Origin of the sequence: Paenibacillus wulumuqiensis (genome assembly GCF_000971965.1) — a bacterium.
Lineage (GTDB): Bacteria > Bacillota > Bacilli > Paenibacillales > Paenibacillaceae > Saccharibacillus > Saccharibacillus wulumuqiensis.
In genome coordinates this window covers 1-26,494 of sequence record NZ_KQ040792.1, presented here as the reverse complement: position 1 = coordinate 26,494, position 26,494 = coordinate 1, and the positions used below count along the sequence as shown (strand labels likewise).

The 26,494-nt window shown below is 47.6% G+C and carries 24 protein-coding genes; 9 read left to right on the top strand and 15 right to left on the bottom strand.

The features are described 5' to 3' along the window. The first annotated feature begins 574 nt into the window (after nucleotides 1-574). Nucleotides 575-1,243 carry a TVP38/TMEM64 family protein gene (locus tag WH45_RS00120; RefSeq protein WP_046212383.1) on the top strand — a complete coding sequence of 223 codons (669 nt, stop codon included), beginning with the start codon at nucleotides 575-577 and terminating at the stop codon, nucleotides 1,241-1,243. A gap of 154 nt (nucleotides 1,244-1,397) precedes the next feature. Here WH45_RS00120 and WH45_RS00115 read toward each other — a convergent pair whose 3' ends face one another. The 10 genes from WH45_RS00115 to mnmG all read right to left on the bottom strand — a co-directional run bounded on the left by WH45_RS00115 (nucleotide 1,398) and on the right by mnmG (nucleotide 10,651). Further along, a complete protein-coding gene (locus WH45_RS00115) occupies nucleotides 1,398-1,622 on the bottom strand; it encodes a DUF951 domain-containing protein (RefSeq protein ID WP_046212382.1) in 225 nt (74 codons plus the stop codon). A gap of 118 nt (nucleotides 1,623-1,740) precedes the next feature. After that, entirely contained in the window at nucleotides 1,741-2,766 is a 1,026-nt protein-coding gene (locus tag WH45_RS00110) for a mechanosensitive ion channel family protein (protein ID WP_052723543.1), read from the bottom strand. A 25-nt stretch (nucleotides 2,767-2,791) separates the two neighbouring features. After that, nucleotides 2,792-3,049 carry a putative Se/S carrier protein gene (locus WH45_RS00105; protein ID WP_046212874.1) on the bottom strand — a complete coding sequence of 86 codons (258 nt, stop codon included), beginning with the start codon at nucleotides 3,047-3,049 and terminating at the stop codon, nucleotides 2,792-2,794. A 265-nt stretch (nucleotides 3,050-3,314) separates the two neighbouring features. Then, a complete protein-coding gene (locus tag WH45_RS00100) occupies nucleotides 3,315-3,815 on the bottom strand; it encodes a DUF4446 family protein (RefSeq protein ID WP_046212381.1) in 501 nt (166 codons plus the stop codon). 214 nt (nucleotides 3,816-4,029) lie between these two features. Further along, nucleotides 4,030-5,196 (bottom strand): aminotransferase class V-fold PLP-dependent enzyme, encoded by a 1,167-nt coding sequence (locus tag WH45_RS00095; RefSeq protein WP_046212873.1) that lies wholly within the window; start codon nucleotides 5,194-5,196, stop codon nucleotides 4,030-4,032. Nucleotides 5,197-5,223: 27 nt separating this feature from the next. Further along, nucleotides 5,224-6,075 (bottom strand): ParB/RepB/Spo0J family partition protein, encoded by an 852-nt coding sequence (locus WH45_RS00090; RefSeq protein WP_046212380.1) that lies wholly within the window; start codon nucleotides 6,073-6,075, stop codon nucleotides 5,224-5,226. After that, on the bottom strand, nucleotides 6,068-6,829 hold the full coding sequence (locus tag WH45_RS00085; protein WP_046212379.1) for a ParA family protein: 762 nt from the start codon (nucleotides 6,827-6,829) through the stop codon (nucleotides 6,068-6,070). Before WH45_RS00085 ends, WH45_RS00090 begins: the two co-directional genes overlap by 8 nt. Before the next feature lie 83 nt (nucleotides 6,830-6,912). Continuing rightward, entirely contained in the window at nucleotides 6,913-7,731 is an 819-nt protein-coding gene (gene noc, locus WH45_RS00080) for a nucleoid occlusion protein (RefSeq protein WP_046212378.1), read from the bottom strand. A gap of 308 nt (nucleotides 7,732-8,039) precedes the next feature. Beyond that, the gene (gene rsmG / locus WH45_RS00075) at nucleotides 8,040-8,762 is read right to left on the bottom strand and encodes a 16S rRNA (guanine(527)-N(7))-methyltransferase RsmG (RefSeq protein ID WP_046212377.1); all 723 of its coding nucleotides are present in this window, start codon (nucleotides 8,760-8,762) and stop codon (nucleotides 8,040-8,042) included. A gap of 2 nt (nucleotides 8,763-8,764) precedes the next feature. Beyond that, a complete protein-coding gene (mnmG, locus tag WH45_RS00070; protein ID WP_046212376.1) occupies nucleotides 8,765-10,651 on the bottom strand; it encodes a tRNA uridine-5-carboxymethylaminomethyl(34) synthesis enzyme MnmG in 1,887 nt (628 codons plus the stop codon). 250 nt (nucleotides 10,652-10,901) lie between these two features. On the opposite strand from mnmG, the gene WH45_RS00065 reads away from it, so the two are divergent. After that, nucleotides 10,902-11,102, top strand: coding sequence for a YjzC family protein (locus tag WH45_RS00065; RefSeq protein WP_046212375.1), 201 nt, complete (start codon nucleotides 10,902-10,904; stop codon nucleotides 11,100-11,102). A gap of 51 nt (nucleotides 11,103-11,153) precedes the next feature. Here the strand turns inward: WH45_RS00065 and mnmE are convergent, their stop codons facing one another. From mnmE to rpmH, 5 genes are all read right to left on the bottom strand, one after another. Continuing rightward, a complete protein-coding gene (mnmE, locus tag WH45_RS00060) occupies nucleotides 11,154-12,530 on the bottom strand; it encodes a tRNA uridine-5-carboxymethylaminomethyl(34) synthesis GTPase MnmE (RefSeq protein WP_046212374.1) in 1,377 nt (458 codons plus the stop codon). 118 nt (nucleotides 12,531-12,648) lie between these two features. Further along, nucleotides 12,649-13,395: an RNA-binding cell elongation regulator Jag/EloR gene (jag, locus tag WH45_RS00055; protein WP_046212373.1), complete on the bottom strand. Its 747-nt coding sequence runs from the start codon at nucleotides 13,393-13,395 to the stop codon at nucleotides 12,649-12,651. A 63-nt stretch (nucleotides 13,396-13,458) separates the two neighbouring features. Beyond that, nucleotides 13,459-14,319 carry a YidC/Oxa1 family membrane protein insertase gene (locus tag WH45_RS00050; protein ID WP_046212372.1) on the bottom strand — a complete coding sequence of 287 codons (861 nt, stop codon included), beginning with the start codon at nucleotides 14,317-14,319 and terminating at the stop codon, nucleotides 13,459-13,461. A gap of 76 nt (nucleotides 14,320-14,395) precedes the next feature. Then, nucleotides 14,396-14,746, bottom strand: coding sequence for a ribonuclease P protein component (rnpA, locus tag WH45_RS00045; RefSeq protein ID WP_017815450.1), 351 nt, complete (start codon nucleotides 14,744-14,746; stop codon nucleotides 14,396-14,398). 206 nt (nucleotides 14,747-14,952) lie between these two features. Continuing rightward, complete coding sequence (gene rpmH / locus WH45_RS00040; protein WP_017815451.1) at nucleotides 14,953-15,087, bottom strand: 50S ribosomal protein L34; 135 nt, start codon at nucleotides 15,085-15,087, stop codon at nucleotides 14,953-14,955. 996 nt (nucleotides 15,088-16,083) lie between these two features. On the opposite strand from rpmH, the gene dnaA reads away from it, so the two are divergent. The 7 genes from dnaA to gyrA all read left to right on the top strand — a co-directional run bounded on the left by dnaA (nucleotide 16,084) and on the right by gyrA (nucleotide 25,558). After that, entirely contained in the window at nucleotides 16,084-17,436 is a 1,353-nt protein-coding gene (dnaA, locus tag WH45_RS00035) for a chromosomal replication initiator protein DnaA (protein ID WP_046212371.1), read from the top strand. 206 nt (nucleotides 17,437-17,642) lie between these two features. Next, on the top strand, nucleotides 17,643-18,785 hold the full coding sequence (gene dnaN, locus WH45_RS00030; protein WP_046212370.1) for a DNA polymerase III subunit beta: 1,143 nt from the start codon (nucleotides 17,643-17,645) through the stop codon (nucleotides 18,783-18,785). Nucleotides 18,786-19,033: 248 nt separating this feature from the next. Beyond that, on the top strand, nucleotides 19,034-19,252 hold the full coding sequence (yaaA, locus tag WH45_RS00025; protein WP_046212369.1) for a S4 domain-containing protein YaaA: 219 nt from the start codon (nucleotides 19,034-19,036) through the stop codon (nucleotides 19,250-19,252). Between the two features lie 17 nt (nucleotides 19,253-19,269). Next, nucleotides 19,270-20,382 (top strand): DNA replication/repair protein RecF, encoded by a 1,113-nt coding sequence (gene recF / locus WH45_RS00020; RefSeq protein ID WP_046212368.1) that lies wholly within the window; start codon nucleotides 19,270-19,272, stop codon nucleotides 20,380-20,382. Nucleotides 20,383-20,396: 14 nt separating this feature from the next. Further along, a complete protein-coding gene (remB, locus tag WH45_RS00015; protein WP_046212367.1) occupies nucleotides 20,397-20,648 on the top strand; it encodes an extracellular matrix regulator RemB in 252 nt (83 codons plus the stop codon). A 52-nt stretch (nucleotides 20,649-20,700) separates the two neighbouring features. Beyond that, nucleotides 20,701-22,620: a DNA topoisomerase (ATP-hydrolyzing) subunit B gene (gene gyrB, locus WH45_RS00010; RefSeq protein ID WP_046212366.1), complete on the top strand. Its 1,920-nt coding sequence runs from the start codon at nucleotides 20,701-20,703 to the stop codon at nucleotides 22,618-22,620. A 388-nt stretch (nucleotides 22,621-23,008) separates the two neighbouring features. Then, nucleotides 23,009-25,558 (top strand): DNA gyrase subunit A, encoded by a 2,550-nt coding sequence (gene gyrA, locus WH45_RS00005; RefSeq protein WP_046212365.1) that lies wholly within the window; start codon nucleotides 23,009-23,011, stop codon nucleotides 25,556-25,558. Nucleotides 25,559-26,494 lie beyond the last annotated feature (936 nt).

Here is a 26,494-nt window from a genome sequence, read left to right as displayed (position 1 = left end):
TAATATAGACCGTTTCAAAATGTCCAATTTACGACAAAACTGATTATACTTGATTATTTCAGCATTGGCAATAGACGTATTCAACATTTTCTGAGGAGGATTGAAGTACTCTATCCGATCCCTCTCATGCTGCCCTTTGCCTTCAATACCGCACTCGGTTTTATACTGTTTTTCTGTATGTTTATTCCTTTTGCTGCTGGCTATTTTGGATACCATTTCGTAATTAAGTCGTTGCCAATTGGTTTCGTTACCTTTTGGCAACGACTTGCATTGTCAGGATTTCGTTATATGATAGGAAAGATTGTCTACAGCCGGATGCCTGCTATGATGATTGGAATGCCTCGACGCTTTCTGCTTTATCTTTTATGATCTATGCTAGGAGCACTCTTATATCCCTCACCATATATTCCTCAAAACAACAAAAAGTTATCCACTGTGGATAACTTTTAAATAATGAATCGTTCATGTCACATCTTAATTCTTTTGCATCTGTGCCTTTTCTTCTTGTTAAAGCGCATACATCATTTCGTCCGATCGCCAAGTTCGTTTACACTATCTGTCGAAAGGAGATCCAATGAGAAAATTACCTTCACGACTCCGCTACCGGCTCTTCAGCTCCGCATGGACCAGCAAAATAATAGTGGCCGCTATCTATGTGATTTTGTTGGTCATTATCATGGCTTACCGGGTTCCGCTCCAGGACAAACTAGAGTCTATTCAGCAGCATCCTTCTCTTTTCCTACTGTTTATTATTGGTTTGCTTGTTGGTTTTTTTCCGATTGTCCCCTATGGCATCGTGAGCGGTTTGTTCGGTTTTCTGTACGGATGGTTTGCCGGAGGACTGCTCTCCTTGTTATGCTCTACGCTCGCCTCTTTGCTGATGTACGGGGTTGTTAGAGTAACGATGTCTCCGGTTTCTCCAGAATCGAAGCGGTCGGCTCATCCTTTTATGCAGCAGCTGCAGAGACATGCTTTTGTAGCCATTGTTTTTGCGCGTATGCTGCCGATCGTTCCGTCTCAGCTAATCAATATCACCTGCTCGATGGCCCGCATCTCCTGGAAAACGTTCCTGCTGGCTACGATGATCGGCAAGCTGCCTGTCATGTTTTTATTTTCTTCCGTGGGCAGCCAGTTCATGAGTAATCCGAAGAGAACACTGCTTATCGTCGGTGTATATCTTTTGCTAATGATCATCCTGTATCGTCTTTATGTAAAATATAGATCCAGCCGTAATCTGGATTAAGCGCATTGCTGTGACAACCAGCCAATTGGCGCAGCGGTAGCGTCCATCAAGAGAAAAAACGGTTATCCACAGTGGATAACCGTTTTTGGTGCGTTATTATGCCTTGTAAGGCTGTTGATAACTTTTTTGAATCTATTTTTGCCGCTCTTTCTTTTTACTCTCCGGTCGGCATGATTTGTTCTGAATCTGCAGCCGATCGCAGCACTTTTTTCATATTTTTCTCAAACTTGGCTCTTGGTACAAGCACACTATGCTTGCAGCCTACACATTTAATCCGAATATCCATCCCCATCCGGATGACTTCCATTTCATTGCTGCCGCACGGATGCGGTTTTTTCATCTGCACGATATCTCCCAGTTGAAACTGCTTGCGCTCCATTCGGTACACCCTCTCTTTTCCTGAGCCGCGTTCTGTTTGCGGATGTGCATAACTTTCCCAATCTCTTGCGTAATGCCGCCGATTGTTTATTCACAATCATTTTACCAGATTTCTGGCTTTATTTATCATTCGATTCTTTGGGATCGCGCTTTTCGTTAACTTCCGTTTTTAATACACCTGTGACAGGCGCATCTGCCGCTTCTTTTTGCAGTTCCACAGCCGCTGGCTGTGCTTCGGCAGCGGCTTTGCGTTCCTCTTCCAGACGCTGACGCTCCTTATCCTGATCCAGCTGTATTTTGATAGCCGTATGGATGGCTCTCTCTACATCTGCACGGGAATTCGGTTGACATTTGGCGATAATCCGCAGGGAATATTCGCCTGTTGTCAGAGTCTGTATACCGAGAATTTCCGGCGCATCGAGCACTTCATCTTTGTCATTATTCATATGCTCCGTTGCTCTCGTAACAAGCAGGCGCGCTTCTTCCAGCGAACGATCCATGCTCATCGGAATATCGACCACAGCGAGCGAATTGGACAGTGAGAAGTTGGTTACGCTGATAATCGAGCCATTGGGAATAATATTCACTTCCCCGTTCCAGCTGATCAGGCGTGTCGTACGCAGGCCGACCATCTGCACGGTTCCCTTATACGTACCTGTCTGAATCACATCGCCTACCGCAAACTGATCTTCAAAAATAATAAAGAACCCGGTAATAATATCCTTGATAATACTCTGGGCCCCAAAGCTGATCGCCAGACCAGCCACTCCGGCCCCGGCCAGCAGTGGTGCCAGATTGAACCCGAATTCATTCAAGACCAGCATAATCATAATAAAGTTGAATACACTGGATACGACGTTTTTGGATAACTCACGAATTGTGATCAGCCGTCTCGGATTGGCAGCGATTCGCGTTTTGTCCTTGCCTGCCAGAGAGCGATCGATTACCTTGTTGATCAACTTGATCGCTATGCGGGTCAGGATGAAAATAATGACAATGCGCAGCGCTGAGAACGCAATATGCGACCACATCGATATATCGGTAAACCAATTCCAAAACTCGCTGGTAAAGCTGTTAATTTCCTTGGCTGCATTCTCGGTAATTCCGTCTCCCTCTGCAGCTTTTCCTGTTAAAAATAAATTCATTAATTCATCCTCCTTGCTTTTCCGGTTATGTCGGTTGTGCCAGCAGTTCATACCGGCCCTCGTTGTTCCGGAAAATTCCCCGGATCTCTACCTGCTCCTCGCGGACGATCTGTCTGACCTGCTCCAGGTCTGCTGCCGGAAACTGCAGCGACAGGGCGCACCCTGCTGTAATCTCCTTTGGCGTCGGAAACATATCATTTTCAATGTCCGCGTATTCCAGCAGCATCTCCGCCCGCAGTGCCTGCTGGGTAGAATCAAAGGCCATTACCAGACTGTGTTCCATCATTACCTTTACCCCCTTCAGTGCAGACTGTCTCGCCATCTGACGGATTTGTCTTATGTACCAGTTTAATAATAAATGTCCCTCTTCTTCAATCCCGGTCGCATTTTCTACAAAAAAAGCCGCCATTCTACAGCAGCCCCAGGGGCTTGATCTGTGTCATGACGGCGGCTTCAGGGAATATGTATGCCCCTGTCTGGAACTGCATCATTTTATGATCGCTCTACACGATTCACGCAAGATAAGGATATTCATTCCGTTCTTTCTATCAGGACGAAGCTCTCGCCAGACTGATGGCTTCCCGTTCTTCCGGAGACAGGTTGTAGGTCGATTCCCCTTTGACAATCGGTTTGGCGTACACGTAGGAGCTGTCCCGGTTGTGCAGTCCGGTCAATACGATTCCGTCCATTTCATCATTCAAAAGGGCTACCGAGAAGCTGAGATCACTGCCGTGCTCCGAGAACGCATTATACCGCTTGATACCGGTATAGGCCTGTACCCGGCGCAGACGATCCTCGATGGCCTGGAAACGAGCCTTTTTCTGGTTCTCTCCATCTTCCAGGGAATCCAGCTGCAGCTTCAGATCAAGCAGCAGGCTTTCCAGATCTTCCACTCCATTGCCGGACATCATCAGCTCATACCGTTTGCGCATTTTGCGCAGTCTGGATCCCTGTACCATGACCATGATCAACAAGATCAAGACCAGCAGGGCAAGGACTCCCACACATACAAATAACTGTTCTGCAATCAGACTATTCAATTCCGCCATCGTTGTCCGCTCTCCTCTTATTTCTTTCCGTACTGTAATGTTCTTTTTCTTTCAGCGTGTTTCTGGTAGCTATGGCGTCTGCAACGGGTTATCTGTTCAGGATAAATCTCCTGCTCCAGAATTTTACCACTTTCTACCTTATATTCACCAGATTATCCAGGAATATGACTGTATGATGATCATTCCGTTCCAAAAGCCGGTCCTGTCCCGGGTCTTAACTCTCCTGCTGCGAGATCCGGCGTACTGCCTCAATCAGCGCCTCTACATCATCCGCTGTCGATCCGTAGCCCACACTCGCTCTGACCGCGCCTGTACCGATGGTACCAGCAGAGCGATGAGCGAGCGGCGTACAATGCATACCTGCCCTGACAGCAATACCGAATTCGCGATCCAGCCGGAAAGCAATCTGTGCCGGGTCCTGATGCTCCATTATAAAAGATACAATACCGGTACGCTCTCTGCCAAGTTCCGGTCCCAGAATCTGCAAGCCCGGTATGGACAGCAGCCCTTCCATCATCTGTTGGGACAACTGCTGTTCCTGCTGTGCAATATGGACAACCGACTGTTCCATCACATGACGTACACCCGCTGCCAATCCAGCAATACCCGGTGTATTGAGTGTGCCGGCTTCATAGCGGTCCGGTCGTACATCCGGCTGTCCCGCTGTCTCCGACTGACTGCCGGTTCCACCGTATATCCATGGTTCCAGCTCCATATCCGGCGCAATATAGAGACCACCGGTTCCCTGCGGCCCCAGCAGTCCCTTATGTCCCGGAAAGGCAGCCATATCGATCTGCCATTCCTGCAGCCGGACCGGAATATGCCCGGCACTCTGAGCGATATCCAGCAGAATGCGGGCACCGTGGCGATGAGCCAGCTCAGCCAACTCCGCTGCGGGCAAAATGCTGCCCAGCAGATTGGAACTGTGATTGCAGATCAGCAGGCGGGTATTGGGCCGAAATGCTTCTTTTACTTTCTGCAAATCAATCTGCCCCTGATTATCTACAGGAATGTAGTCCACCTGCAGCTGCAATTGCCGTTTTAGAGCCTCCAGCGGCCGCCAGACGGAGTTATGTTCGGTCATGGTGGCAATGACATGGTCTCCCTGCTTCAGGAAGCCCTGAATAGCCATATTGAGCGCCATTGTCGTATTGCCTGTAAAAGCAATGTCTACCGGATTGCGTACATCCAGCAGTCTGCACAATACTTTTCGACAGTCAAATAATACCCGGCTGGCGCTGACAGCCATTTGATGACTGCCCCTGCCGGGATTGGCGGCGCTATGTTGAAGGGTATGCATTACCGCCTCATGAACAGCAGGCGGCTTGGGCCAGGAAGTAGCTGCATGATCCAGATAGATAAGCTTGCTTTCCGTATTCATTTCAGTATTCAACAGCGTATTCCTCCGCTACTGCATATTGTTCAGCATTTCCAGCAGCCGTTCCAGCTCCTGCCTGCTGTAGTAGTTCAACTCAATCTTGCCTTTGTCCTTACTGCTGTTGCGGATTTTGACCGTTGTCTGGAAACGATTCTGCAGCGTCTGCTCGACATCGACCAGATAGGGGTCGGCTTTTTTATCTTTGTCTTTCTCGTTGTCTTTGCGTTTGTTTTCCAGATTCTGCACCGCTTCTTCCAGCTGGCGTACACTCCAGCCTTCCTCGATCGCCCGCTGAGCGAGCAGCAGGATGATATCTTCTTTTTTGATACCGACCAGAGCGCGTGCATGTCCCATCGATAATGTTCCACGTGAAACATAATCCTTCACTGCTTCCGGCAGCGACAGCAGCCGCAGGAAATTGGCAATATGCGAACGTGACTTGCCTACACGGGCCGACAGATCTTCCTGGGTCAGCTTGAATTCTTCCATGAGTGCCTGATAGGCGGTGGCGATTTCCATCGCATTCAGGTTCTCGCGCTGCAGATTCTCGATCAGGGCAATCTCCATTACCTGCTGATCGGTAAAGCTGCGCACAACAGCCGGAATGCTCTTTTTGCCCGCTACCTGTGAAGCACGGAAGCGGCGCTCCCCGGCAATAATTTCGTAGCCTTTCAGTACTTTGCGTACGATGATCGGCTGAATCACACCATGCTGGGCAATCGAATCGGCCAGCTCCTGAATATTATCATCATCAAATGCCTTGCGCGGCTGAAATGGATTGGGACGCAGTTCTTTTAATGGTATTTCGATCACTTTATCATCCTCACTCACGGACAGGGAAGGGATCAATGCATCCAGCCCTTTACCGAGACGTTTACTCATAAGAAACCACTTCCTTTGCCAGCTCTAAGTAAACTTCCGCCCCTTTGGAACGCGGATCATACGTAATAATCGCCTTGCCATGAGAAGGGGCTTCGCTCAGCCGGACATTACGCGGAATAATCGTCCGGTACACTTTGTCCTGAAAATATTTTTTCACTTCTTCAATGACCTGCAGACCGAGATTGGTGCGCGCATCCAGCATCGTCAGCAGCACCCCTTCTATCTGCAAATCGGTGTTCAGATGCTTCTGCACCAGACGAACCGTATTGAGCAGCTGGCTGAGTCCTTCCAGTGCGTAGTATTCACACTGGATCGGAATGATCACCGAATCGGCTGCCGTTAATGAATTAATTGTCAAAATACCAAGCGAAGGCGGACAATCAATCAATATGTAATCATACGATTGCTTGACTTGGGCAATCGCGTTTTTGAGCCGGAGCTCACGCGAAATGGCCGGTACAAGCTCCACTTCCGCCCCGGCCAGCTGAATCGTTGCCGGAATAATGTCCAGCCCTTCAATAGCCGTGGATTGAATCGCTTCCCGGGGTCCTACATCATTAATAATGACATCGTAAATGCAATTTTCCACATCCGCCTTATTGATGCCCACTCCACTGGTCGTATTGCCCTGAGGATCAATATCGATCAAAAGAACGCGCTTTCCCAGCGTAGCCAGACAGGCCCCCAGATTCACGGATGTGGTCGTCTTCCCTACTCCACCTTTTTGATTCGCTATGGCAATGATCTTTGACAACTACTTCACCCCAATGTTATGAAAATCGTTCTGTGATCAGCGTCGGATTAAGACAGAAAAAGCGGCTTAATGCCGCCTCGCTGTCAGCGTTTTGGTATTTTGATAACAATCTCGTAGTGATCTTCATGATCCTGTTCAGAGGTGTCAATTGCAAGTCCCGAGCCGGAGACCATATCGATTGACTGACGAATCGTGTTCAGGGCCAGACGTACATCCTTGCTGTAGGATACACGCTTGGACTTTTTCGCCACTTTGCTTTTTTCTTTATAAAAAGCGACACGCGCTTCGGTTTGTTTGACATTCAGCTCTTTCTCGATCACTTCGTTCATGATCCGCAGCTGAACTTCCTCACTGTCGAGCGACAGCAGGGCTCTCGCATGTCTTTCGGTTAGCTGGCGGTTCATCAGTGCCTGCTTGATTCCTTCCGGAAGCTGCAGCAATCTGATCTTGTTGGCAATCGTAGACTGGCTTTTGCCAAGACGCTGTGCCAGACTTTCCTGGGTTAATGAATGCAGATCAATCAGCTTCTGATAGGCGATGGCTTCCTCGATGGAAGTCAGACCTTCCCGCTGCAGATTCTCGATCAAAGCGATTGACGCTGCCTGCGAGTCATTGAACTCACGTATAATGGCCGGAATGGTAGCCAATCCGAGTTTGGTTACGGCTCTCCAGCGTCGTTCCCCCGCAATAATCTCATATTTTCCATTTCGCATCCGCACGACAATCGGCTGAATTACTCCATGCGTCTTGATCGTCTGGCATAATTCATCGATCTTGGCATCATCGAAAATAGTACGGGGCTGATAAGGACTGGTTGTAATATTCGCAACCGGTATCTGTTTGACTTCATCCCCGTTAGCACGTTCAGACAAGCCAAACAATTTGGAAATTTGTTCTTTCATTCGGTATGAGACCACCTAATCTTATGATAGCAGCACCTGATCTACAGGTGTACTTTATACTGACTCTCTGGCTGCATAATCCGGACCTGTCATACTCCGGTATTTTCCATCTGCTCCGTCTACTCATTTTATCACTTTTCGCATTATAATCCTATGATTACCGTAGAATTTTCTATGAAAACTTCCGGTTGCAATTGTTCTGTAAATACTGTCGTATCGCTGTTTTTTGCTGATACAAACATGAAAAAGGCGCCCAGGGGCGCCTTTGACTTTTTACGTTAATGTTCCACGTGAAACATCCGGAGGGATTATAGAAGCGGCTCTTTGAGCGGAGTACCGGCTTTACGCGGGTACTTCACCGGTGTTGCGGCTTCCTTTTGAATCAGAATAATATGACGGTCCGATTGTTCAACCGGCAGCTGGAAATGATGCACATGCTGCACCTTGCCTCTCAGCAGTCCCAGACTGCGATATGCTTCCTGGATCTCTTCTGTCGGATCGCTGCCTTTCATCGCTGCGAAGGTGCCGCCTGTTTTGACAAACGGCAGACAGAATTCATTCAATACCGCCAGCTTGGCTACAGCGCGGGCTGTCACCAGATCATGGGCATCACGGTATCCGTCTTTGCGAGCAATTTCCTCGGCACGTCCGTGAATCAATTCCACCTGGTCCAGTTCAAGACGATCGACGACACTTTGCAGGAATTTGATCCGCTTGTTCAGCGAGTCAATAATCCGCAGCTGGATATGCGGGAACAGAATTTTCAGGGGAATCCCGGGGAATCCTGCTCCCGAACCAATATCCGCCAGCGACTGTACATTATTCAGATCGGTATAAAAGGCGAGTGTAACCGAATCGTAAAAGTGCTTATTGTATACCTGATCCCGCTCGGTAATGCCGGTCAGGTTCATTTTCTCATTCCATGTGATCAGTTCTTCGTAATAATCTTCGAACTGCTGCAGCTGCTGCTCATTCACCTGGATATTGTGTGCTGCGAGTGCTTCTGTAAATTGCTGCTGTACCTGATCCATGATTACCCCCGTGCCGCCGTTACCCGGTTATAGTGTTCCAGATAGACGAGCAGAATCGAAATATCTGCCGGCGTCACACCGGAAATACGGGAAGCCTGTCCGATCGACAGCGGACGGATTTTGGCCAGTTTCTGCTGGGCTTCAATCGCCAGTCCCTTCACTTCTTCGTAAACAATATCTTCAGGCAGCTTTTTCTTTTCCATTTTTTTGAGACGTTCCACATGTGCCTGCTGTTTCTCGATGTAACCGGCATATTTGGTCTGGATTTCGACTTGTTCCTTCATATCGGCAGTCAATTCCTCCGGTGATGGGGAAATGCTCTCGATATGGGAATAGTTTACTTCCGTACGGCGCAGCACAGTCAGCAGATCCGTACCATTTTGCAGTGGTGCAGATTCCAGACTGGCCAGCAGCTCGTCTACTTCCACCGGTTTCACTTTCACTTTGCGCAGACGCTCGATTTCACGCTCCACTTTGGACTTTTTGTCCAGGAATTTCCGGTAGCGCTCTTCGGTAACCAGACCAATTTCACGACCGATTTCAGTCAGACGCAGATCCGCATTGTCATGACGAAGCAGCAGACGATATTCGGCACGCGAAGTCAGCAGGCGGTACGGTTCATTGGTTCCTTTGGTAACCAGATCATCGATCAATACGCCGATATAGCCCTGCGAACGATCCAGTACGACGCCTTCCTTGCCCTGTGCTTTGCGAGCCGCATTGATACCGGCCATGATACCCTGTCCGGCAGCTTCCTCATATCCGGAAGTTCCGTTGATCTGTCCGGCAGTGAACAGACCTGGTAGACGTTTGGTTTCCAGTGTAGGCCAGAGCTGTGTCGGTACCATCGCATCGTATTCAATCGCATAGCCGTTACGCATCATTTTTACATTTTCCATGCCCGGGATAGAACGCAGCACCCGCAGCTGTACATCTTCCGGCAGACTGGTGGACAGCCCCTGTACATAGTACTCGGATGTGTTTTTGCCTTCTGGTTCGAGGAAAATTTGATGTTTCGGTTTATCATTGAAACGTACGACTTTATCTTCGATCGACGGGCAGTAGCGCGGTCCGGTTCCTTCGATAATACCGGAGAACATCGGCGCACGATGCAGGTTGTCGCTAATAATCTGATGGGTCTCGCCGGACGTATAGGTCAGCCAGCATGGCAGCTGTTCATTAGTCGATGATTCCGTATCATAGGAGAAAAATTTGGGCTGATCATCTCCCGGTTGAATCTCGGTTTTGGAAAAGTCGATCGTATCACGGTGTACACGCGGCGGTGTACCGGTTTTGAAGCGTACCAGTTCAAAGCCCAGCTCACGCAGGTGATCGGACAGCTTCAGCGACGGCTGCTGGTTGTTTGGTCCGCTTTCATAAGCCAGTTCGCCCATGATAACTTTGCCGCGCAGATACGTACCGGTTGTCAGGACGATCGATTTGCCTTTGTACGTTGTACCCGTCTGGGTAATTACACCTGTACATACGCCGTCTTCGACGATCAGACGATCCACCATCCCCTGACGCAGCGTCAGGTTTGGTTCATTTTCCATCGTTTCCTTCATGCTGTGCTGGTACAGAAATTTGTCCGCCTGTGCACGCAGTGCGTGTACAGCCGGTCCTTTACCGGTATTCAGCATACGCATCTGGATAAACGTTTTGTCGATATTGCGGCCCATTTCGCCGCCCAGTGCATCAATCTCACGCACGACATGACCTTTGGCCGGTCCGCCGATTGACGGATTGCACGGCATAAAAGCGATCATGTCCAGATTGATCGTTACCATCAGCGTGCTGCATCCCATCCGTGCTGCAGCAAGGGCTGCTTCACTGCCGGCATGGCCTGCGCCAATAACGATTACATCATATTCTCCACCCATATAGCTCATGGGTATTCCTCCTCTATAGCTCAAGCTGAATCTTCTCAGCTGACATGTAAATTAAAGGCTGCAAGCATAGACCTACAGCCATACTCAAGTAGTATATCGTAAAATGAACGGTCATATGAAAGAAAATGAAAATTAAAATAATTTTAAATAATGTGGGTAAATACTATTATATCCATATCCGCAGCCATAAAGTTAAACCACTCATGAATATCATCTGAAATTCATATTCCATCCTGAAGGAGGGTTCAACATGACAGACAACAACACAGACAATAACCATAAACCCGGTGAAAAGGTGCCGGATTCCGGTCAATATCAGGAACGCGGCCCTCATGAACAGAAAGTTACCGAGAATGAGACCACTGCTGTCGAAGGCAATACATTCCCGCCCACCGACAAGGCTGGCGATCACTGGACACTCGTCGACAAAACCAAGCACAAACGAGGCTGAGCAGCATGACTGACTCGACTTCATGACCGACTCTCCCGGCTGTCTGTTTGTTTATTTCCCCAGACAGAACTGGGAGAAGATCTGGTCAATCAGCGAATCCGGTGCAGAATCACCGATAATTTCACCCAACTGCTCCCAGGCGAGACGTACGTCAATCTGGATCATATCAATCGGGATCAATTGATCGGCAGCTTCATAGGCATCCACCAGCGATTGTCTGGCTTGTTTGAGCAGACCGATATGCCGCACATTGCTTACATAAGTCATATCTGCCGCTTCCAGTTTCCCGTTGAAGAACAGGGCCGAGATCGCCTGCTCCAGTCGGTCGATTCCCTCTTCATTGACGATCGACATCGGTACCAGACTTTCCTCCGGAAAATACTGCAGCAGCTGATCCATATCCAGCTGGCGCGGCAGATCGATTTTATTCATGATCACGATCACCTGGCGATCCTTGATCTGCTCGATCAGTTCCAGCTCGTCAGCATTGAGTGGTTCACTGCTGTTCAGCACGAGCAGCAATAGGTCCGCTTCATTAACCGCACTGCGTGAACGCTCGACACCAATTTTCTCAACAACATCCATCGTCTCCCGAATACCGGCGGTATCCAGCAGTTTTAACGGAATATTGTTAATACTGACAAACTCTTCGATCACGTCACGCGTCGTACCCGGAATATCCGTTACAATCGCCCGATTGTCCTGAGCCAGCGCATTGAGCAGTGAAGATTTACCGGCGTTTGGTCTACCTACGATTGCCGTCGTGATACCTTCACGCAGTATTTTACCTTCATTGGCGGTACGCAGCAGTTCATCAATCGCACGGATCACTTCGGTCGATTTGTCCTTGATCAATTCCGAAGTGAACGATTCCACATCATGCTCGGGGTAATCAATATTTACTTCGATATGAGCCAGTGTCTCGATCAGCGTCTGCTGCAGCGGCTTGATCTGGCGCGACAGCTTGCCTTCCACCTGCTTCAATGCGACAGAGAATGCACGATCCGATTTGGAACGGATCAGGTCAATTACGCCTTCTGCCTGGGACAGGTCGATCCGTCCATTCAAAAAGGCACGCTTGGTAAATTCCCCCGGTTCGGCAATACGTATACGCTGCTGCAGCAAAATATCCATCACCCGCCGCACCGCGACCACACCGCCATGGGAACTGATTTCCACGACATCTTCCATTGTAAAGGAGCGCGGGGCACGCATGATCGTTACCAGCACTTCCTCCGCTTTTTCACCGGTAACCGGGTCCGTAATAAAGCCATAATGCACGGTATGGCTGTCCGCCTGCTGCAGCGGAATCCGTCCTTTGAAAATGGCATCCACTTCCTGAACCGCTTCCGGACCACTTACCCGGATCACCGAGATACTCGCTTCTCCTACCGCTGTTGCAATTGCTGCAATTGTATCGCTAATCATTGTTCATTCCACCTTTCCCATTCCACTATATCTATGTGACAGAACACTGTTCTGCTGTTTGGCTAAATAAAAAGCAATGATCTTCTGCCAGCAGACAGAAAATCATTGCATCTAAGACTTAACGAAGAGTAATAACAACGCGGCGGTTCGGTTCTTCACCTTTGCTCACCGTTTTGACCCGGTTATGATTTTGCAGCCGGGCATGTATGACTTTACGTTCCTGCGAAGACATCGGTTCCAGCACGACTTCCTTGCCGGAGCGGATCACCCGGTTGGCTAGACGATCAGCCAATTCCTCCAGCGTCTTGCGGCGCCGATCGCGGAAGTTCTCCGCATCCAGCATGATCCGGATGTACTTATCGGAATAACGATTTGCTACGATGTTGACCAGATACTGCAGCGCATCCAGTGTCTGACCGCGGCGGCCGATCAGCAGCCCCAGATCATTGCCGGATATGCTCATCACATAACCGTCACGGGTCCGTTTCACATCCACTTCCAGTTCCATGCCGATACTGTCGCCGACATCTTTGACAAACTGTACCGCTTCTTCATAAGAAGAAGACAGTGCTTTAAAGTCGGCTTCTGTGTCCATTGGTTCAGTATCGTACTGAACCGGTACGGCTGACTGCGGCTGCTCCGGCGCGGGCCGGGGAGCACTTGTTGGGACAGAGACCTGTGAAGGGGCATCATGTACCAGAGTCAATTCTACCTGTGCCTGCTTTACACCGATCAAGCCCAGGAATCCTTTTGACGGCTGCTGTACGATTCTGATTTGAACATGTTCTTTACTCGTATTAAGACGGGCAAGTCCTTCGGCGATCGCATCATCAATTGTTTTTCCAGAAGCAATGACTGTGGTCATTCGATGTTCGGCCCTCCTTGCGGTGGTCGGAATAGTAGAAAGCAGTACGGCCATTATGGTATATTAACGGCGTTTCTTTTTGGTTTTTTTCTTGTTGCGGTTTTTGTTGGCACCGTTACCGGCAGCACCGCGTGTATCTACAGCTACACCGAGATCGGTAACGATCGGCTGGTTGTTGCGATACAGGAAATAGTTCTGAACGATTGTGTAGATATTACTGTATACCCAGTACAGCGGCAGCGCTGATGGGAACTGATAGGACATAATGAAGATAATGACCGGATATACGTACATCATCATTTTCATAGGGCCCTGCATGGAAGCCGGATTCATCTTCATCATCATCCAGGTCTGCAGGAATGTTGTAATCGCGGCAATAACAGGCAGAATAAACAGATGATCCGGTTTACCCAGCTGCAGCCACAGGAATGTATGCTCACGAAGAGCACTATTATAAATAATCGCGTTGTACAGAGCAATAAAGATTGGCATTTGAATCAGAAGCGGGAAACATCCGGCAGCCGGATTAATCTGATTCTCCTGGAACAATTTCATTGTTTCCGCCTGCTGCTTTTGCGGATCATCCTTGTGTTGTTCACGCAGCTTTTGCAATTGAGGCTGAATCGCCTGCATTGCTTTGGAGCTTCTTACCTGCTTGAGTGTTAACGGCAAAATCAGTGTACGTACAATTAGCACCAGGATCAGGACAGCCAGACCATATTCGCCATTGAACCATTCGGCAAATGTGTCCAGTGCATACGCAAACCAGTACACAACATACCGGTTCCACCAGCCATGGTTTAGTAAATCTGCTGTTGTGTGGGTCTGTACCGTACTTGGCGTACAACCTGCCAACAGGGCTACCATTGCTACGGCAGCCATAAGGAGAAACCATCGTCCTCCACGAGTCTTCAATTGCGACACTTCATAACCCCTCTCTTAACCATTGCATTTCCTTGCAAATCATATCATATTTGCCAGCACAAATAAACTGAAACCACTAGCGTTGTGAACGCTTAAGTAATGAAGATTTGCGCAGTACATGCAAGATACTTTTTTCGAGTTCCTTATATTGAAGGGACAGGGCTCCCTTGCGTACAATCAGCACCATATCGATATGTGGAACGATCTCTCCGGCATGATGACGCACGATTTCCTTGACCACACGGCGCATCCGATTACGAACAACCGCATTGCCTACCTTTTTGCTTACTGACACGCCCATCCGGAATTGCTCAATCTCTTTTTTGTGAAACCAGTACACCACAAATTGATGATTGGCAAATGAACGGCCATGACGGTAGACACGGCTGAAGTCGGCTCGATTCCGTAAACGCAGCTTTTTTTGCACCGTAAATTCTCCTTACTGTTTACTTGGGCATCGCTTGCTGAACAATCTATCTTTTCCATAACCCTGCATCCTGTCGGAATTGATAGGGATATCGGATTCATATTCATCAGAATAACAGCTTCCTTAACGACCGAACGGAGCCACAACTGACTCCAAATGTCCGGAATTAAGAAAAAAAGACCACCGCAGTGGTCTTTACGTACATATTAGGCACTGATGACTTTTCTGCCTTTAAGGCGACGAGCCGCCAGCACTTTACGGCCGTTTTTAGTACTCATTCTTTTACGGAATCCGTGTACTTTACTACGTTTTCTTACATTCGGTTTGAATGTCGGTCTCATATTGTGCACCTCCTTGCAGGTAATCTATATCCCATATTGATTCTATGTCTAATTCACATAAAAATACCATTTTATATTTAATCATGAATAGTACAGCGGCGTCAATGGATTTTCTGCAATTTGTTTAGAATAAATTATGGATCCTTCTGCAATATGGAACATACGCGTTCGGGATTCTCTTGAATATACCTGATAAAACCGCATTAAGCTATACATATTATCTATTGAAAGGCAAAAATGTTCATTATTCACTTCTAAAGTTCCCTTCTGGAGCTATTGGCTATTCTTAGGCTATGAATGCATTTATTCTATCGTCCTCCATTTACATCTTTTGAACTCGACTTGCTCCAGCCTGCTCCCATCTATCGATCCCCACATGACAAATATGAAAAACTTTGTGCCGAATCATCGGCTGAACGGATCTGCTTTGCCCGGCAGCTTGTACTTAGTTTTTTGAAGCTTCCTGGTTTTCACGGTCTAACATCGGCTTTTAATGACAGACAGGTGACAAGCAGGAGAACGTCCGCTTGTTCCATCCTCTTCTCACCCATTTCATGTTTATCCACAGCCAGTTAGCAGTCCATAATTATACACAGTTATCAACTTATTGACAGAAAGCCTGTGTATAATTATTTTTGGTTCTTCACATTCCCTCCTCATGTTCCGAACAATTTATAAACAATATCTAGTGGTGTGCATAACTTTTATACACAACAGATTGAATTTGTGGATAAATTAACGGTTTTCGTTGAAATAAAGGGTTCTTTTTGCTATTATGATATTGTTTTCGATGTGAATAGATAATTAAAACTTAAAAACTATCAACAGCCTGTGGATAACGTTGTGAACAATTTCTTCTTATCCATTTTTTATTTTATTCACCGTTCCGGTATTCTGGGGATAATTTAACGCCATTTACCATACCTACTATCTACATTTCCGATATCTGCACATGGCTTCAGCCACACATTGGAAGTTTAAAAGGAGTGACAGTCTGTGGACAGCCATACCTCCGAATTATGGCAGCAAATACTATCCATTATTCAAACAAAGCTGAGCAAACCGAGCTTTGACACCTGGTTCAAGGCAACCAAAGCGCTGACATTTACGGAAAACCTGATCGTTATTTCAGCACCGACCACCTTCGCTGTAGAATGGCTGGAAAGCCGGTACACCAAACTGGTTAGTTCCACCGTCTTTGAATTTTTGGGAAGACAGGTAGACGTCAAATTCGTCATTGAAGAAGCCGTTCCCGAGGAGAACCTTATCCCCCAGCAGGCACCGGTGCAGCCGGCAGTTGTGCAGTCGGAAGAGCCCCTCGCCAATATGCTCAATCCCAAATACACCTTTGACACTTTTGTTATTGGTGCGGGCAACCGTTTTGCCCACGCCGCTTCACTTGCTGTCGCAGAAGCACCGGCCAAAGCTTATAATCCGCTCTTTTTGTATGGCGGCGTTGGACTGGGCAAAACGCATCTGATGCATGCGATCGGACATTACATTTTGCAGCATAATCCGAACAGCAAGGTTGTCTACATTTCTTCAGAGAAATTCACGAACGAATTTATCAATTCGATCCGGGATAACCGCGGGGAGAGCTTCCGCAACAAGTACCGGAATATCGATATTTTGTTGATTGATGATATTCAGTTTCTGGCGGGAAAAGAGTCGACACAGGAGGAATTTTTCCATACGTTTAATGCGCTGCATGAGGAAAGCAAGCAGATCATTATTTCGAGTGACCGTCCTCCCAAAGAGATTCCAACGCTGGAAGAGCGGCTCCGCTCAAGGTTTGAGTGGGGATTAATAACGGATATTCAGCCTCCGGATCTGGAGACGCGGATTGCAATTTTGCGGAAAAAGGCCAAAGCGGAGAATCTGGATATTCCGAACGAAGCGATGATGTATATTGCCAACCAGATCGACACCAACATCCGTGAGTTGGAAGGTGCATTGATCCGGGTTGTCGCCTATTCCTCGCTGACCAATCAGGATGTCACTTCCCATCTCGCAGCCGAGGCCCTGAAGGATATTATTCCTTCCAGTCGTCCCAAAATTATTACCATTCAGGATATTCAGCAGCGGGTTGGCGAGTACTACAACCTCAAACTGGAAGATTTCAAAGCAAGAAAACGGACCAAAGCGGTCGCTTTCCCACGGCAGATTGCCATGTACCTGTCCAGAGAGCTGACAGACTACTCATTGCCGAAGATTGGCGAAGCTTTTGGCGGACGCGATCATACAACCGTCATCCATGCCCACGAGAAAATTTCCCAGTCACTCAAAGTGGACCAGGAATTGTTTAAGGTCGTTAACAGTCTGATGGATAAAATCAAAAATCCATCCTGAACAACTAACAAGCCTATACACACTTTATACACATGTGGATAGGCTTACTTTTATGCGGCTTTGAAGGGGTTATCCACATATTCAGTGCCCCTACTGCTATTACTATTAATTAAAAGATATATACTTCTTACATTTTGCGTCCGTCTGGACTCTTGAAATGCATGAAGCATATCCAAGCATGAACGATGCTGATTAGGAGTGAAAAAATGAAGATCCAAATATCCAAAACTTATCTCAACGATTCCATACAACAAGTATCCAAAGCCATTTCCAGCCGTACGACCATTCCGATCCTCGGCGGTATCAAATTTGATGTGAACTATGCGGGGGTAACTCTGACAGCAAGCGACACAGATATTTCAATCCAATCTTTCATACCCGCAGAAGATAACGATAAAACAGTCGTTCGCATCGATCGTCCGGGAAGCGTTGTTCTGCCTGCCAAGTTCTTTGTCGAAATTATCAAAAAGCTGCCTTCCCAGGAAATCGAGATGGAAGTCAGAGACGGTTTCCAGACCTTTATTCGTGCAGGTGCTACCGATATCCAGCTCGTTGGTCTGGACCCGGAAGAATTCCCGGTACTGCCAAGCATCGAAGAAAACCAACAAATCTCCGTTCCTGGCGATCTGCTCAAAAATATGATCAAGCAAACGGCGTTCTCCATTTCCACCCAGGAGACGACCCCCATTCTGACTGGTGTACTCTGGAATCTGTCCGAAGGCGAGCTCAAATTCGTCGCAACCGACCGTCACCGTCTGGCCAGCCGTACCGTAAACACGGGTGAAGATACAGGCGTTCGTTTCAGCAATGTGGTCATTGCCGGTAAAACGCTGAACGAATTAAGCAAAATTATTCCTGACCAAAATCAGCTGCTGGATATCGTTGTGGCCGATAATCAGGTATTATTTAAAATTGACCGTGTATTGTTCTATTCCCGCATTCTGGATGGAACTTACCCGGACACTTCCAAAATCATTCCAACCAGCTTCAAAACCGAGCTGGTGATCGACACCAAAAAACTGGCCGATTCGATCGACCGTGCCTACTTGCTGTCCCGTGAAGAGAAAACCAATATCGTGCGCATGCAGACGCTGGAAAACGGCGCCGTAGAAATCTCCTCCAGCTCTTCCGAGCTTGGACGTGTAACCGAGCAACTCGATATCGCCAGATTTGAAGGGGAACCGCTGCGCATTTCATTCAACTCCAAGTACATGCTCGACGTACTCAAAGTGATCGAAAGCGAACAGCTGTCCATCCAGTTCACAGGAATCATGAGTCCAATCATCATCAAGCCTCTGGATGAGAGCCGCAGTTTGTATATCATTCTGCCTTACCGTACCACCAACTAATTTCCGGATTTTTGCATCAGCATGCCGGACCCAATAATTCAGGCTGTCTGTCGGATCGTGACAACAGGTCATTCTCCGGCAGGCGGATCATGCATTCAGCCAAATAGCCGGGTACTTTGCATCCTGTCTGTAATAGTGCGACAATCACTAGTACAAGATAGATGCAGAGACCTGGCTATTCTATTCACTAGCTGCAGGCCGATTATGCCGCAGCCCTAATCTGTCATCGAAAGGACGGTTATTCATTCATGAAAAACATCTCGATTTCCACAGAATATATCAAGCTCGATCAGTTTCTGAAGCTGGCGGACTGCGTATCCACAGGAGGCAGTGCCAAAGCCCTTTTGCAGGAGCAGATGGTCAAAGTTAACGGAGAAACCGAAGAACGCCGCGGACGCAAACTGTATGCTGGCGACGAAGTAGAGGTACAGGGCGAGGGATCTTTCAAAGTTCAAAGTGGACAATAATCCGGAGGATCTTATCCATGTTTATTAATCAGATCAGTCTGCAGAATTACCGCAACTACGAGCATATCCAGCTGGATTCCTTTTCCCCCGTCAATCTATTCATCGGGCAAAATGCACAGGGCAAGACCAATCTGATCGAAGCTCTTTTTGTGCTGGCTCTGTCCAAATCCCACCGCACCAACAAAGACAAAGAACTGATTTCCTTTGGCGCCGACCATGCCAGGATTAGCTGCGAAGCCGAGAAAAAATACGGCAAGGTCAAGCTGGAGCTAAATTTTGCGCCGAGAGGCAAAAAGGCCAAAATCAATGGCCTGGAGCAGCGAAAGCTGAGTGACTTCATTGGCACCATCAATGTCGTGATGTTTGCTCCCGAAGACCTGGAAATTGTCAAAGGCTCTCCGGGAGTACGCCGCCGTTTTCTCGATATGGAGATCGGACAGGTACAGCCAAGCTATCTGTACCATCTGCAGCAGTACCAGAAAGTGCTCGTACAGCGTAACAACTACCTCAAGCAATCTTGGAGTGCAGGCAGCAAGGATGCGACCATGCTGGATATCTGGAACGAGCAGTTGGTGGAGCACGGTGTCAAAATCGTCCGCAAGCGCAAGCAGTTTATCCACAAGCTCCAGGGCTGGGCAGAAAGTATCCACATGGGGATAACCGGCGGCAAAGAAAAGCTGGTCCTGTCGTACGTTCCGTCCTTCGGCGGAGTGGAAGAAGAAGATGAAGCTGTCTTATTTGAGCAATTTATGATAAAATTATCACAAGTGAAGGAACAGGAATATCGGCGTGGCGCGACTTTGGCAGGTCCTCACCGCGATGATCTCACCTTTCATATCAACGGCAACGAAGCCGCCGTTTTTGGATCACAGGGCCAGCAGCGTACCACCGCTTTATCGCTGAAATTGGCTGAAATCGAATTGATACACGAAGAGATCGGAGAATATCCGATTCTTTTACTGGATGATGTCTTGTCCGAACTGGATCCTTATCGTCAGACCCAGCTGATCGAGACGTTCCAGGATAAAGTGCAGACGTTCATAACAGCTACCGGGATTGAGAGCATTAATGCCGGACGGCTCAAGGATGCTCAGATTTTTCATGTCCATCAGGGGCATGTTGAGAAATAAGGGAGGATTATTCCATGTACATTCACCTGGGCGGCGAGAAGATTATTCGCTTTTCGGAGCTTATTGCCATTTTTGATATATCGATTGAGAAGTCTTCCAAAATCTCCAAGCAGTTCGTCAGCTTTGCCCACGAGGACAAAAAAGTCGAGGCGATTGGCGAAGAAGAGCCCAAATCCATTGTCGTAACCAAAAACAAAGTGTATTACTCTCCCATTTCCTCAGCTACGCTCAAGAAACGGACCAACAACTTTTTTGTGAATGCATAGATACAGTCGGAGATGCCGGCTGTCTTAAAATATAGAAGTAGGTGAAAACAGCATGTCGACGAATCAACCGGCTTATGATGCCAGTCAGATACAGGTACTTGAAGGTTTGGAAGCGGTGCGTAAGCGTCCGGGTATGTACATCGGATCGACCAGCACCAAGGGCCTTCACCATCTGGTCTGGGAAATTGTAGATAACAGTATTGACGAGGCGCTGGCAGGGTACTGTGATCATATCGAAGTAACGATCCATGAAGATAACAGCGTTACCGTTGTCGACAACGGACGCGGTATTCCGGTAGGTGTGGAGGCCAAGACACAGCGCTCCGCACTTGAAGTCGTTATGACCGTACTTCATGCCGGCGGTAAATTTGGCGGCGGCGGATACAAGGTATCCGGCGGTCTGCACGGTGTAGGTGTATCGGTTGTAAATGCACTGTCCGAGCATGTACGTGTTGTCGTCAAGACCGAAGGCAAAGTACACCAGCAGGAATATACACGCGGCGCTCCAATGTATGATATCAAGGTGCTCCGTGACATGACGGATGAAGAAGGTACAGGAACTACGGTTACCTTCAAGCCCGATTCAGAGATTTTTACAGAAACAACCGTTTATGATTACGACACCCTGCTTGGCAGAATTCGCGAGCTTGCCTTCCTGAATAAAGGAATTGCAATGACGCTGACAGACGAGCGTACTGGTGTCTCCAATTATTTCAAATACGACGGCGGTATCATTGAGTATGTGCAGTATCTGAACCAGAATCGTGAAGTAATCAGCGAACAGCCGATCTACGTGGAAGGTACCCGTGATCAGATCCAGGTCGAGATCGCGCTGCAATACAACGAAGGCTATACCGAGAATATCTATTCCTTCGCCAATAACATCAACACCCATGAGGGCGGTACGCACGAATCCGGCTTTAAGAGTGCCCTGACACGGATCATTAATGACTATGCACGCCGTAATGGACTGCTCAAGGATAACAACAGCAATCTGACCGGTGAAGACGTACGTGAAGGTCTGACAGCCATCATTTCCGTTAAAATTCCTGAGCCTCAATTTGAAGGACAGACCAAGACCAAGCTGGGTAACAGCGAAGTTCGTGGTATTGTGGAATCCCTCTTCTCCGAGAAGCTGCAGGAGTTCCTGAATGAGAATCCTTCGGTAGCTCGTCGTGTACTCGACAAGGCACTTCAGGCGTCTCGTGCCCGTGAGGCTGCTCGTAAGGCACGTGAACTGACACGTCGTAAGAGTGTGCTCGAAGTCAGTGCCCTGCCGGGTAAACTGGCTGACTGCTCCTCCAAGGACGCATCGATCAGTGAATTGTACATTGTAGAAGGTGACTCTGCCGGCGGTTCGGCCAAGCAGGGGCGTGACCGTCACTTCCAGGCGATTTTACCGTTGCGTGGTAAGATCCTCAACGTAGAGAAAGCACGTTTGGACCGTATTCTGGGTAATGCAGAGATTCGTGCGATCATTACGGCGCTGGGAACAGGCATCGGCGATGAGTTCGATCTGTCCAAAGCCCGTTATCACAAAGTCATCATTATGACGGATGCCGATGTCGATGGTGCGCATATTCGTACGCTGCTGCTGACCTTCTTCTACCGTTATATGCGCCAGATCATCGAAGCGGGCTACGTATATATCGCTCAGCCGCCGCTGTTCAAAGTGGAACGCAACAAGACAGCTGTCTATGCGAATTCCGAAAAAGAACGCGACGAGATTATCGCTGGCTTTGGCGAAAATGCCAAGTTTAACGTACAGCGTTACAAAGGTCTTGGTGAGATGAACGCTACTCAGCTGTGGGAGACAACGATGGATCCGGAGAGTCGTATCATGCTGCAGGTTAGCATCCAGGATGCGATTCTGGCAGATGCCATCTTTGATACACTGATGGGTGATAACGTGGAACCACGTCGCGACTTTATTCAGGAAAACGCCAAATACGTTAAAAACCTGGATTTCTAAAACGTCCTTTCACAAATGAATGATCATTACCGCAATAGTGTAATTATGCAAATTACAGAGAGCATCCGCAGCTGTGCGGATGCTCTTTTCATTAGGTTTTATAGTTTCAGGAAAGTTAGCATCCCATTTATCATTTTTTACAGCAAATACATGCGAAATAACGTCAAAATACAGGACAGAAGTGCAGAAAAATGGTATAATAAAGTGATGTAGCCGTAGGCATCCATAGTGTATGTAACACCGCATCATGTAACGATTTTCAACCCCAATCTGGTGACAAGTAACTTAATTTTATACAAAGGCTGAAACATACCATATCAATCGGTATTCAGTCGATGGGCATCCATTTGTGCAAACGAAGGCTGCAATAAGGGAGGCTAAGCTTAGCATGGCGGAAGAGAATATTTCGCAAATTAAAGACCGGGATATTGGTACAGAGATGCGCGAGTCCTTTATGGACTATGCGATGAGCATCATCGTCAGCCGGGCTTTGCCTGACGTGCGTGACGGACTGAAGCCTGTACACCGGCGTATTTTATATGCAATGTCGGAACTCGGCATGGCACCGGACAAACCGTACAAGAAATCGGCGAGAATCGTCGGTGAAGTAATCGGTAAGTATCACCCGCACGGTGACTCTGCCGTATATGAGACCATGGTACGTATGGCGCAGGATTTCTCGATGCGCTATATGCTAGTAGACGGTCACGGAAACTTTGGCTCCATTGACGGAGATATGGCAGCAGCAATGCGTTATACTGAAGCCCGTATGTCCAAAATGGCTCTGGAAATGCTGCGGGATATCAACAAGGAGACAGTCGACTTTGCTCCCAACTATGATGGTGAAGAGAAAGAACCGATTGTTCTGCCGGCTCGTTATCCTAATTTGCTCGTAAATGGCGTATCCGGTATCGCTGTTGGTATGGCTACGAATATTCCTCCCCACAACCTGAGCGAGGTAATCGATGGCGTACAGGCGATGATTCAAAATCCGGAGATTACATCGATGGAGCTGATGGATTATATCCACGGCCCGGATTTCCCGACAGCGGGTTATATTCTGGGACGTTCAGGCATTCGTCAGGCTTATCAGACCGGACGTGGCGCGATTACGATGCGTGCCAAAGCCACAATCGAAGAAAACAACAACAAGGCCCGTATCGTGGTCAACGAACTTCCTTATCAGGTGAACAAAGCACGTCTGGTAGAGAAAATCGCTGAACTTGTGCGGGAAAAACGCATCGAAGGCATTACCGATCTGCGTGATGAGTCCGACCGTAACGGTATGCGGGTCGTTATCGAACTGCGCCGCGATGTGAATCCTAGTGTGGTATTGAACAATCTGTACAAGCATACGGCCATGCAGTCTACCTTTGGTGTGAATATGCTGGCTATCGTTAACAACGAACCGAAGCTGCTTGGTCTGCGTGAAGTGCTTCACCATTATATTCAGCACCAGATCGAAGTTATTCGTCGCCGTACACAGTATGAGCTCAAAAAAGCGGAAGCCCGCGCTCATATTCTGGAAGGTCTGCGAATTGCACTCGATAATCTGGATGCTGTAATTGCACTGATCCGTGCATCCCAGACTACAGAGGCAGCCCGCGAGGGACTGATCGAGCGCTTCTCGCTGAGTCCCGAACAGGCTCAGGCGATTCTCGATATGCGTCTGCAGCGTCTGACCGGTCTGGAGCGCGACAAGATCGAGAATGAATATAACGAGCTGCTGCGCATGATTGGGGAGTATCGTGATATTCTGGCGAATGAATCTCGTGTTCTGGAAATCATCAGTGAAGAACTGAATGAAATCAAGGAGCGTTTTGGAGACGAACGCCGTACCGAGATCACTATTGGGGAAGAAAGCATCCTGGACGAAGACCTGATTCCGCAGGAAGAGGTTGTCGTTACCGTAACGCATACAGGCTATATTAAGCGTTCACCGGTAACCACCTACCGCAGCCAGAGACGCGGCGGACGCGGTGTAATGGGCGTAGATATGAAGGATCAGGACTTTGTCCAGCATCTGTTCGTAACCAATTCTCACCACCATCTGCTGTTCTTTACGGATAAGGGTAAAGTATACCGGATCAAAGCATACGAGATTCCGGAGCTGGGCCGTACGGCACGTGGTACACCAGTCATCAACCTCATTCAGATCGAACAGGGCGAATCCGTTAACGCGGTAATCCCGGTTGAGAACTTTGAGGGTGACCAGTATCTGTTCTTCGCCACCAAACAGGGTGTTGTGAAGAAGACGCGTCTGGACGACTACACCAATATCCGTAAGGGCGGTCTGATTGCTATTAATATGCGTGAGGATGACGAACTGATCGAAGTGAAGCTGACAGATGGCCAGCAGGATATCGTCATGGGTACAGCCTATGGTATGTCGATTCGCTTCAATGAGAATAACGTACGCTCCATGGGACGCAGTGCGACCGGTGTCAAAGGGATTACCCTGGACGAAGGTGACTCCGTAGTCGGTATGGATCTGATCAACGATGATCTCAAAGTGCTCATCGTTACAGCCAAAGGATACGGTAAACGTACCCCAGGAGCAGAGTACCGTCTGCAGACACGTGGTGGTAAAGGGATCAAGACCATGAATGTCACCGACAAAAATGGTCAATTGTCCGGGTTGAAAGTGGTTGAGGATAATCAGGATCTAATGATCATCACAACCAGTGGTACCCTAATCCGTATGGATATGGAGAGCATCTCCACCATGGGGCGTAATACACAAGGTGTCCGTCTGATTCATATCCGTGAAGACGACTCTGTAGCAACCATTTGCCGTACCAACAAAAATGAAGAGCCGGAAGAGGAAGAATTGGAAGAAGCCGAGCAGGCAATGGAGAATGCCATTGTTGAGACGATTGAAGAAACCAATGATTTCCCTGAACCGGATGCTTCCGCAGCAGAAGATATCGAAGAATAAATTATAGACGCATACAGTGTTCAAAGCAGGTAAGCCCGTTTTTACTATATATAGAGCTGCAACAAAACACTGCTGCAATCTGTGCATACCATATAGTATGTCAGTATCCTCTCATTGTGATCCTTTATCTTTCCTTTCTATAGGAGTAGATAAAGGATTTTTTTATGTTTTACAGACAGAAGGGGAAGTCTGCTCTAAAAGACTAACAAACCTAATAACAAGATTATGAGCCAACAAAGTAAACACAATGAATGCGGTTAATCAAATGCTTAGAATGACACAGTCAAAATTTACTTCAAAGTAATATCAGCCGTTAAAATGATCTATTCTATAAATTTTATAAATAAGCGTTTTAATCCGTCCTTACAGAAAGCTGCCGAGCTACAAGCTGCACACATAATGAAAAAGAACCACTACTCTATGGACAGAAATACAATCTCCCACCTTATCTGCGGCTCAGTGTGAAAGATATCTAAGTAGTCAAAGCAACAACATTACTTTACTAAGTTGGTCCCTTTTCTTGTATATGCAAAATAGGAAGATCATTTCTGATCGTAATGTTTTCATAAGCCGTCTGCTTTCAAGTAAGAATCCAATTATAAATATTTAGTATTCAGTAAAAGTCTTTTAAAATGCCCAATTAAAGTAAAAAGAAAACTCACTAAGAGGGTATTGACTATACCTATTCGTGTATGATATAGTCTTATGTATAAGTCTTCAAACACTTTATATTTCAAAACCTTGCTAAAAGGCGTTGAAAATAAACATCAAAAAAAGATGTTGACGAGTGATTGAAAAGATGATAAGATATAAAAGTTGTCACCGAGAAACACAGCAACAACGAAACACGGCAACAACGAAAAAAGACTTTGATCTTTGAAAACTGAACAACGAGTGAGTGAAGAACTTCGGTTCTTCAAATATAGAGAACAGCAA

Bases quoted from the DNA above. Each gene is read 5' to 3' on its own strand.
- WH45_RS00120 (WP_046212383.1), top strand. From the start codon at position 575: ATGAGAAAATTACCTTCACGACTCCGCTACCGGCTCTTCAGCTCCGCA.
- WH45_RS00115 (WP_046212382.1), bottom strand. From the start codon at position 1,622: ATGGAGCGCAAGCAGTTTCAACTGGGAGATATCGTGCAGATGAAAAAA.
- WH45_RS00110 (WP_052723543.1), bottom strand. From the start codon at position 2,766: ATGAATTTATTTTTAACAGGAAAAGCTGCAGAGGGAGACGGAATTACC.
- WH45_RS00105 (WP_046212874.1), bottom strand. From the start codon at position 3,049: ATGGAACACAGTCTGGTAATGGCCTTTGATTCTACCCAGCAGGCACTG.
- WH45_RS00100 (WP_046212381.1), bottom strand. From the start codon at position 3,815: ATGGCGGAATTGAATAGTCTGATTGCAGAACAGTTATTTGTATGTGTG.
- WH45_RS00095 (WP_046212873.1), bottom strand. From the start codon at position 5,196: ATGAATACGGAAAGCAAGCTTATCTATCTGGATCATGCAGCTACTTCC.
- WH45_RS00090 (WP_046212380.1), bottom strand. From the start codon at position 6,075: ATGAGTAAACGTCTCGGTAAAGGGCTGGATGCATTGATCCCTTCCCTG.
- noc (WP_046212378.1), bottom strand. From the start codon at position 7,731: ATGAAAGAACAAATTTCCAAATTGTTTGGCTTGTCTGAACGTGCTAAC.
- rsmG (WP_046212377.1), bottom strand. From the start codon at position 8,762: ATGGATCAGGTACAGCAGCAATTTACAGAAGCACTCGCAGCACACAAT.
- mnmG (WP_046212376.1), bottom strand. From the start codon at position 10,651: ATGAGCTATATGGGTGGAGAATATGATGTAATCGTTATTGGCGCAGGC.
- WH45_RS00065 (WP_046212375.1), top strand. From the start codon at position 10,902: ATGACAGACAACAACACAGACAATAACCATAAACCCGGTGAAAAGGTG.
- mnmE (WP_046212374.1), bottom strand. From the start codon at position 12,530: ATGATTAGCGATACAATTGCAGCAATTGCAACAGCGGTAGGAGAAGCG.
- jag (WP_046212373.1), bottom strand. From the start codon at position 13,395: ATGACCACAGTCATTGCTTCTGGAAAAACAATTGATGATGCGATCGCC.
- rpmH (WP_017815451.1), bottom strand. From the start codon at position 15,087: ATGAGACCGACATTCAAACCGAATGTAAGAAAACGTAGTAAAGTACAC.
- dnaN (WP_046212370.1), top strand. From the start codon at position 17,643: ATGAAGATCCAAATATCCAAAACTTATCTCAACGATTCCATACAACAA.
- yaaA (WP_046212369.1), top strand. From the start codon at position 19,034: ATGAAAAACATCTCGATTTCCACAGAATATATCAAGCTCGATCAGTTT.
- recF (WP_046212368.1), top strand. From the start codon at position 19,270: ATGTTTATTAATCAGATCAGTCTGCAGAATTACCGCAACTACGAGCAT.
- remB (WP_046212367.1), top strand. From the start codon at position 20,397: ATGTACATTCACCTGGGCGGCGAGAAGATTATTCGCTTTTCGGAGCTT.
- gyrB (WP_046212366.1), top strand. From the start codon at position 20,701: ATGTCGACGAATCAACCGGCTTATGATGCCAGTCAGATACAGGTACTT.
- gyrA (WP_046212365.1), top strand. From the start codon at position 23,009: ATGGCGGAAGAGAATATTTCGCAAATTAAAGACCGGGATATTGGTACA.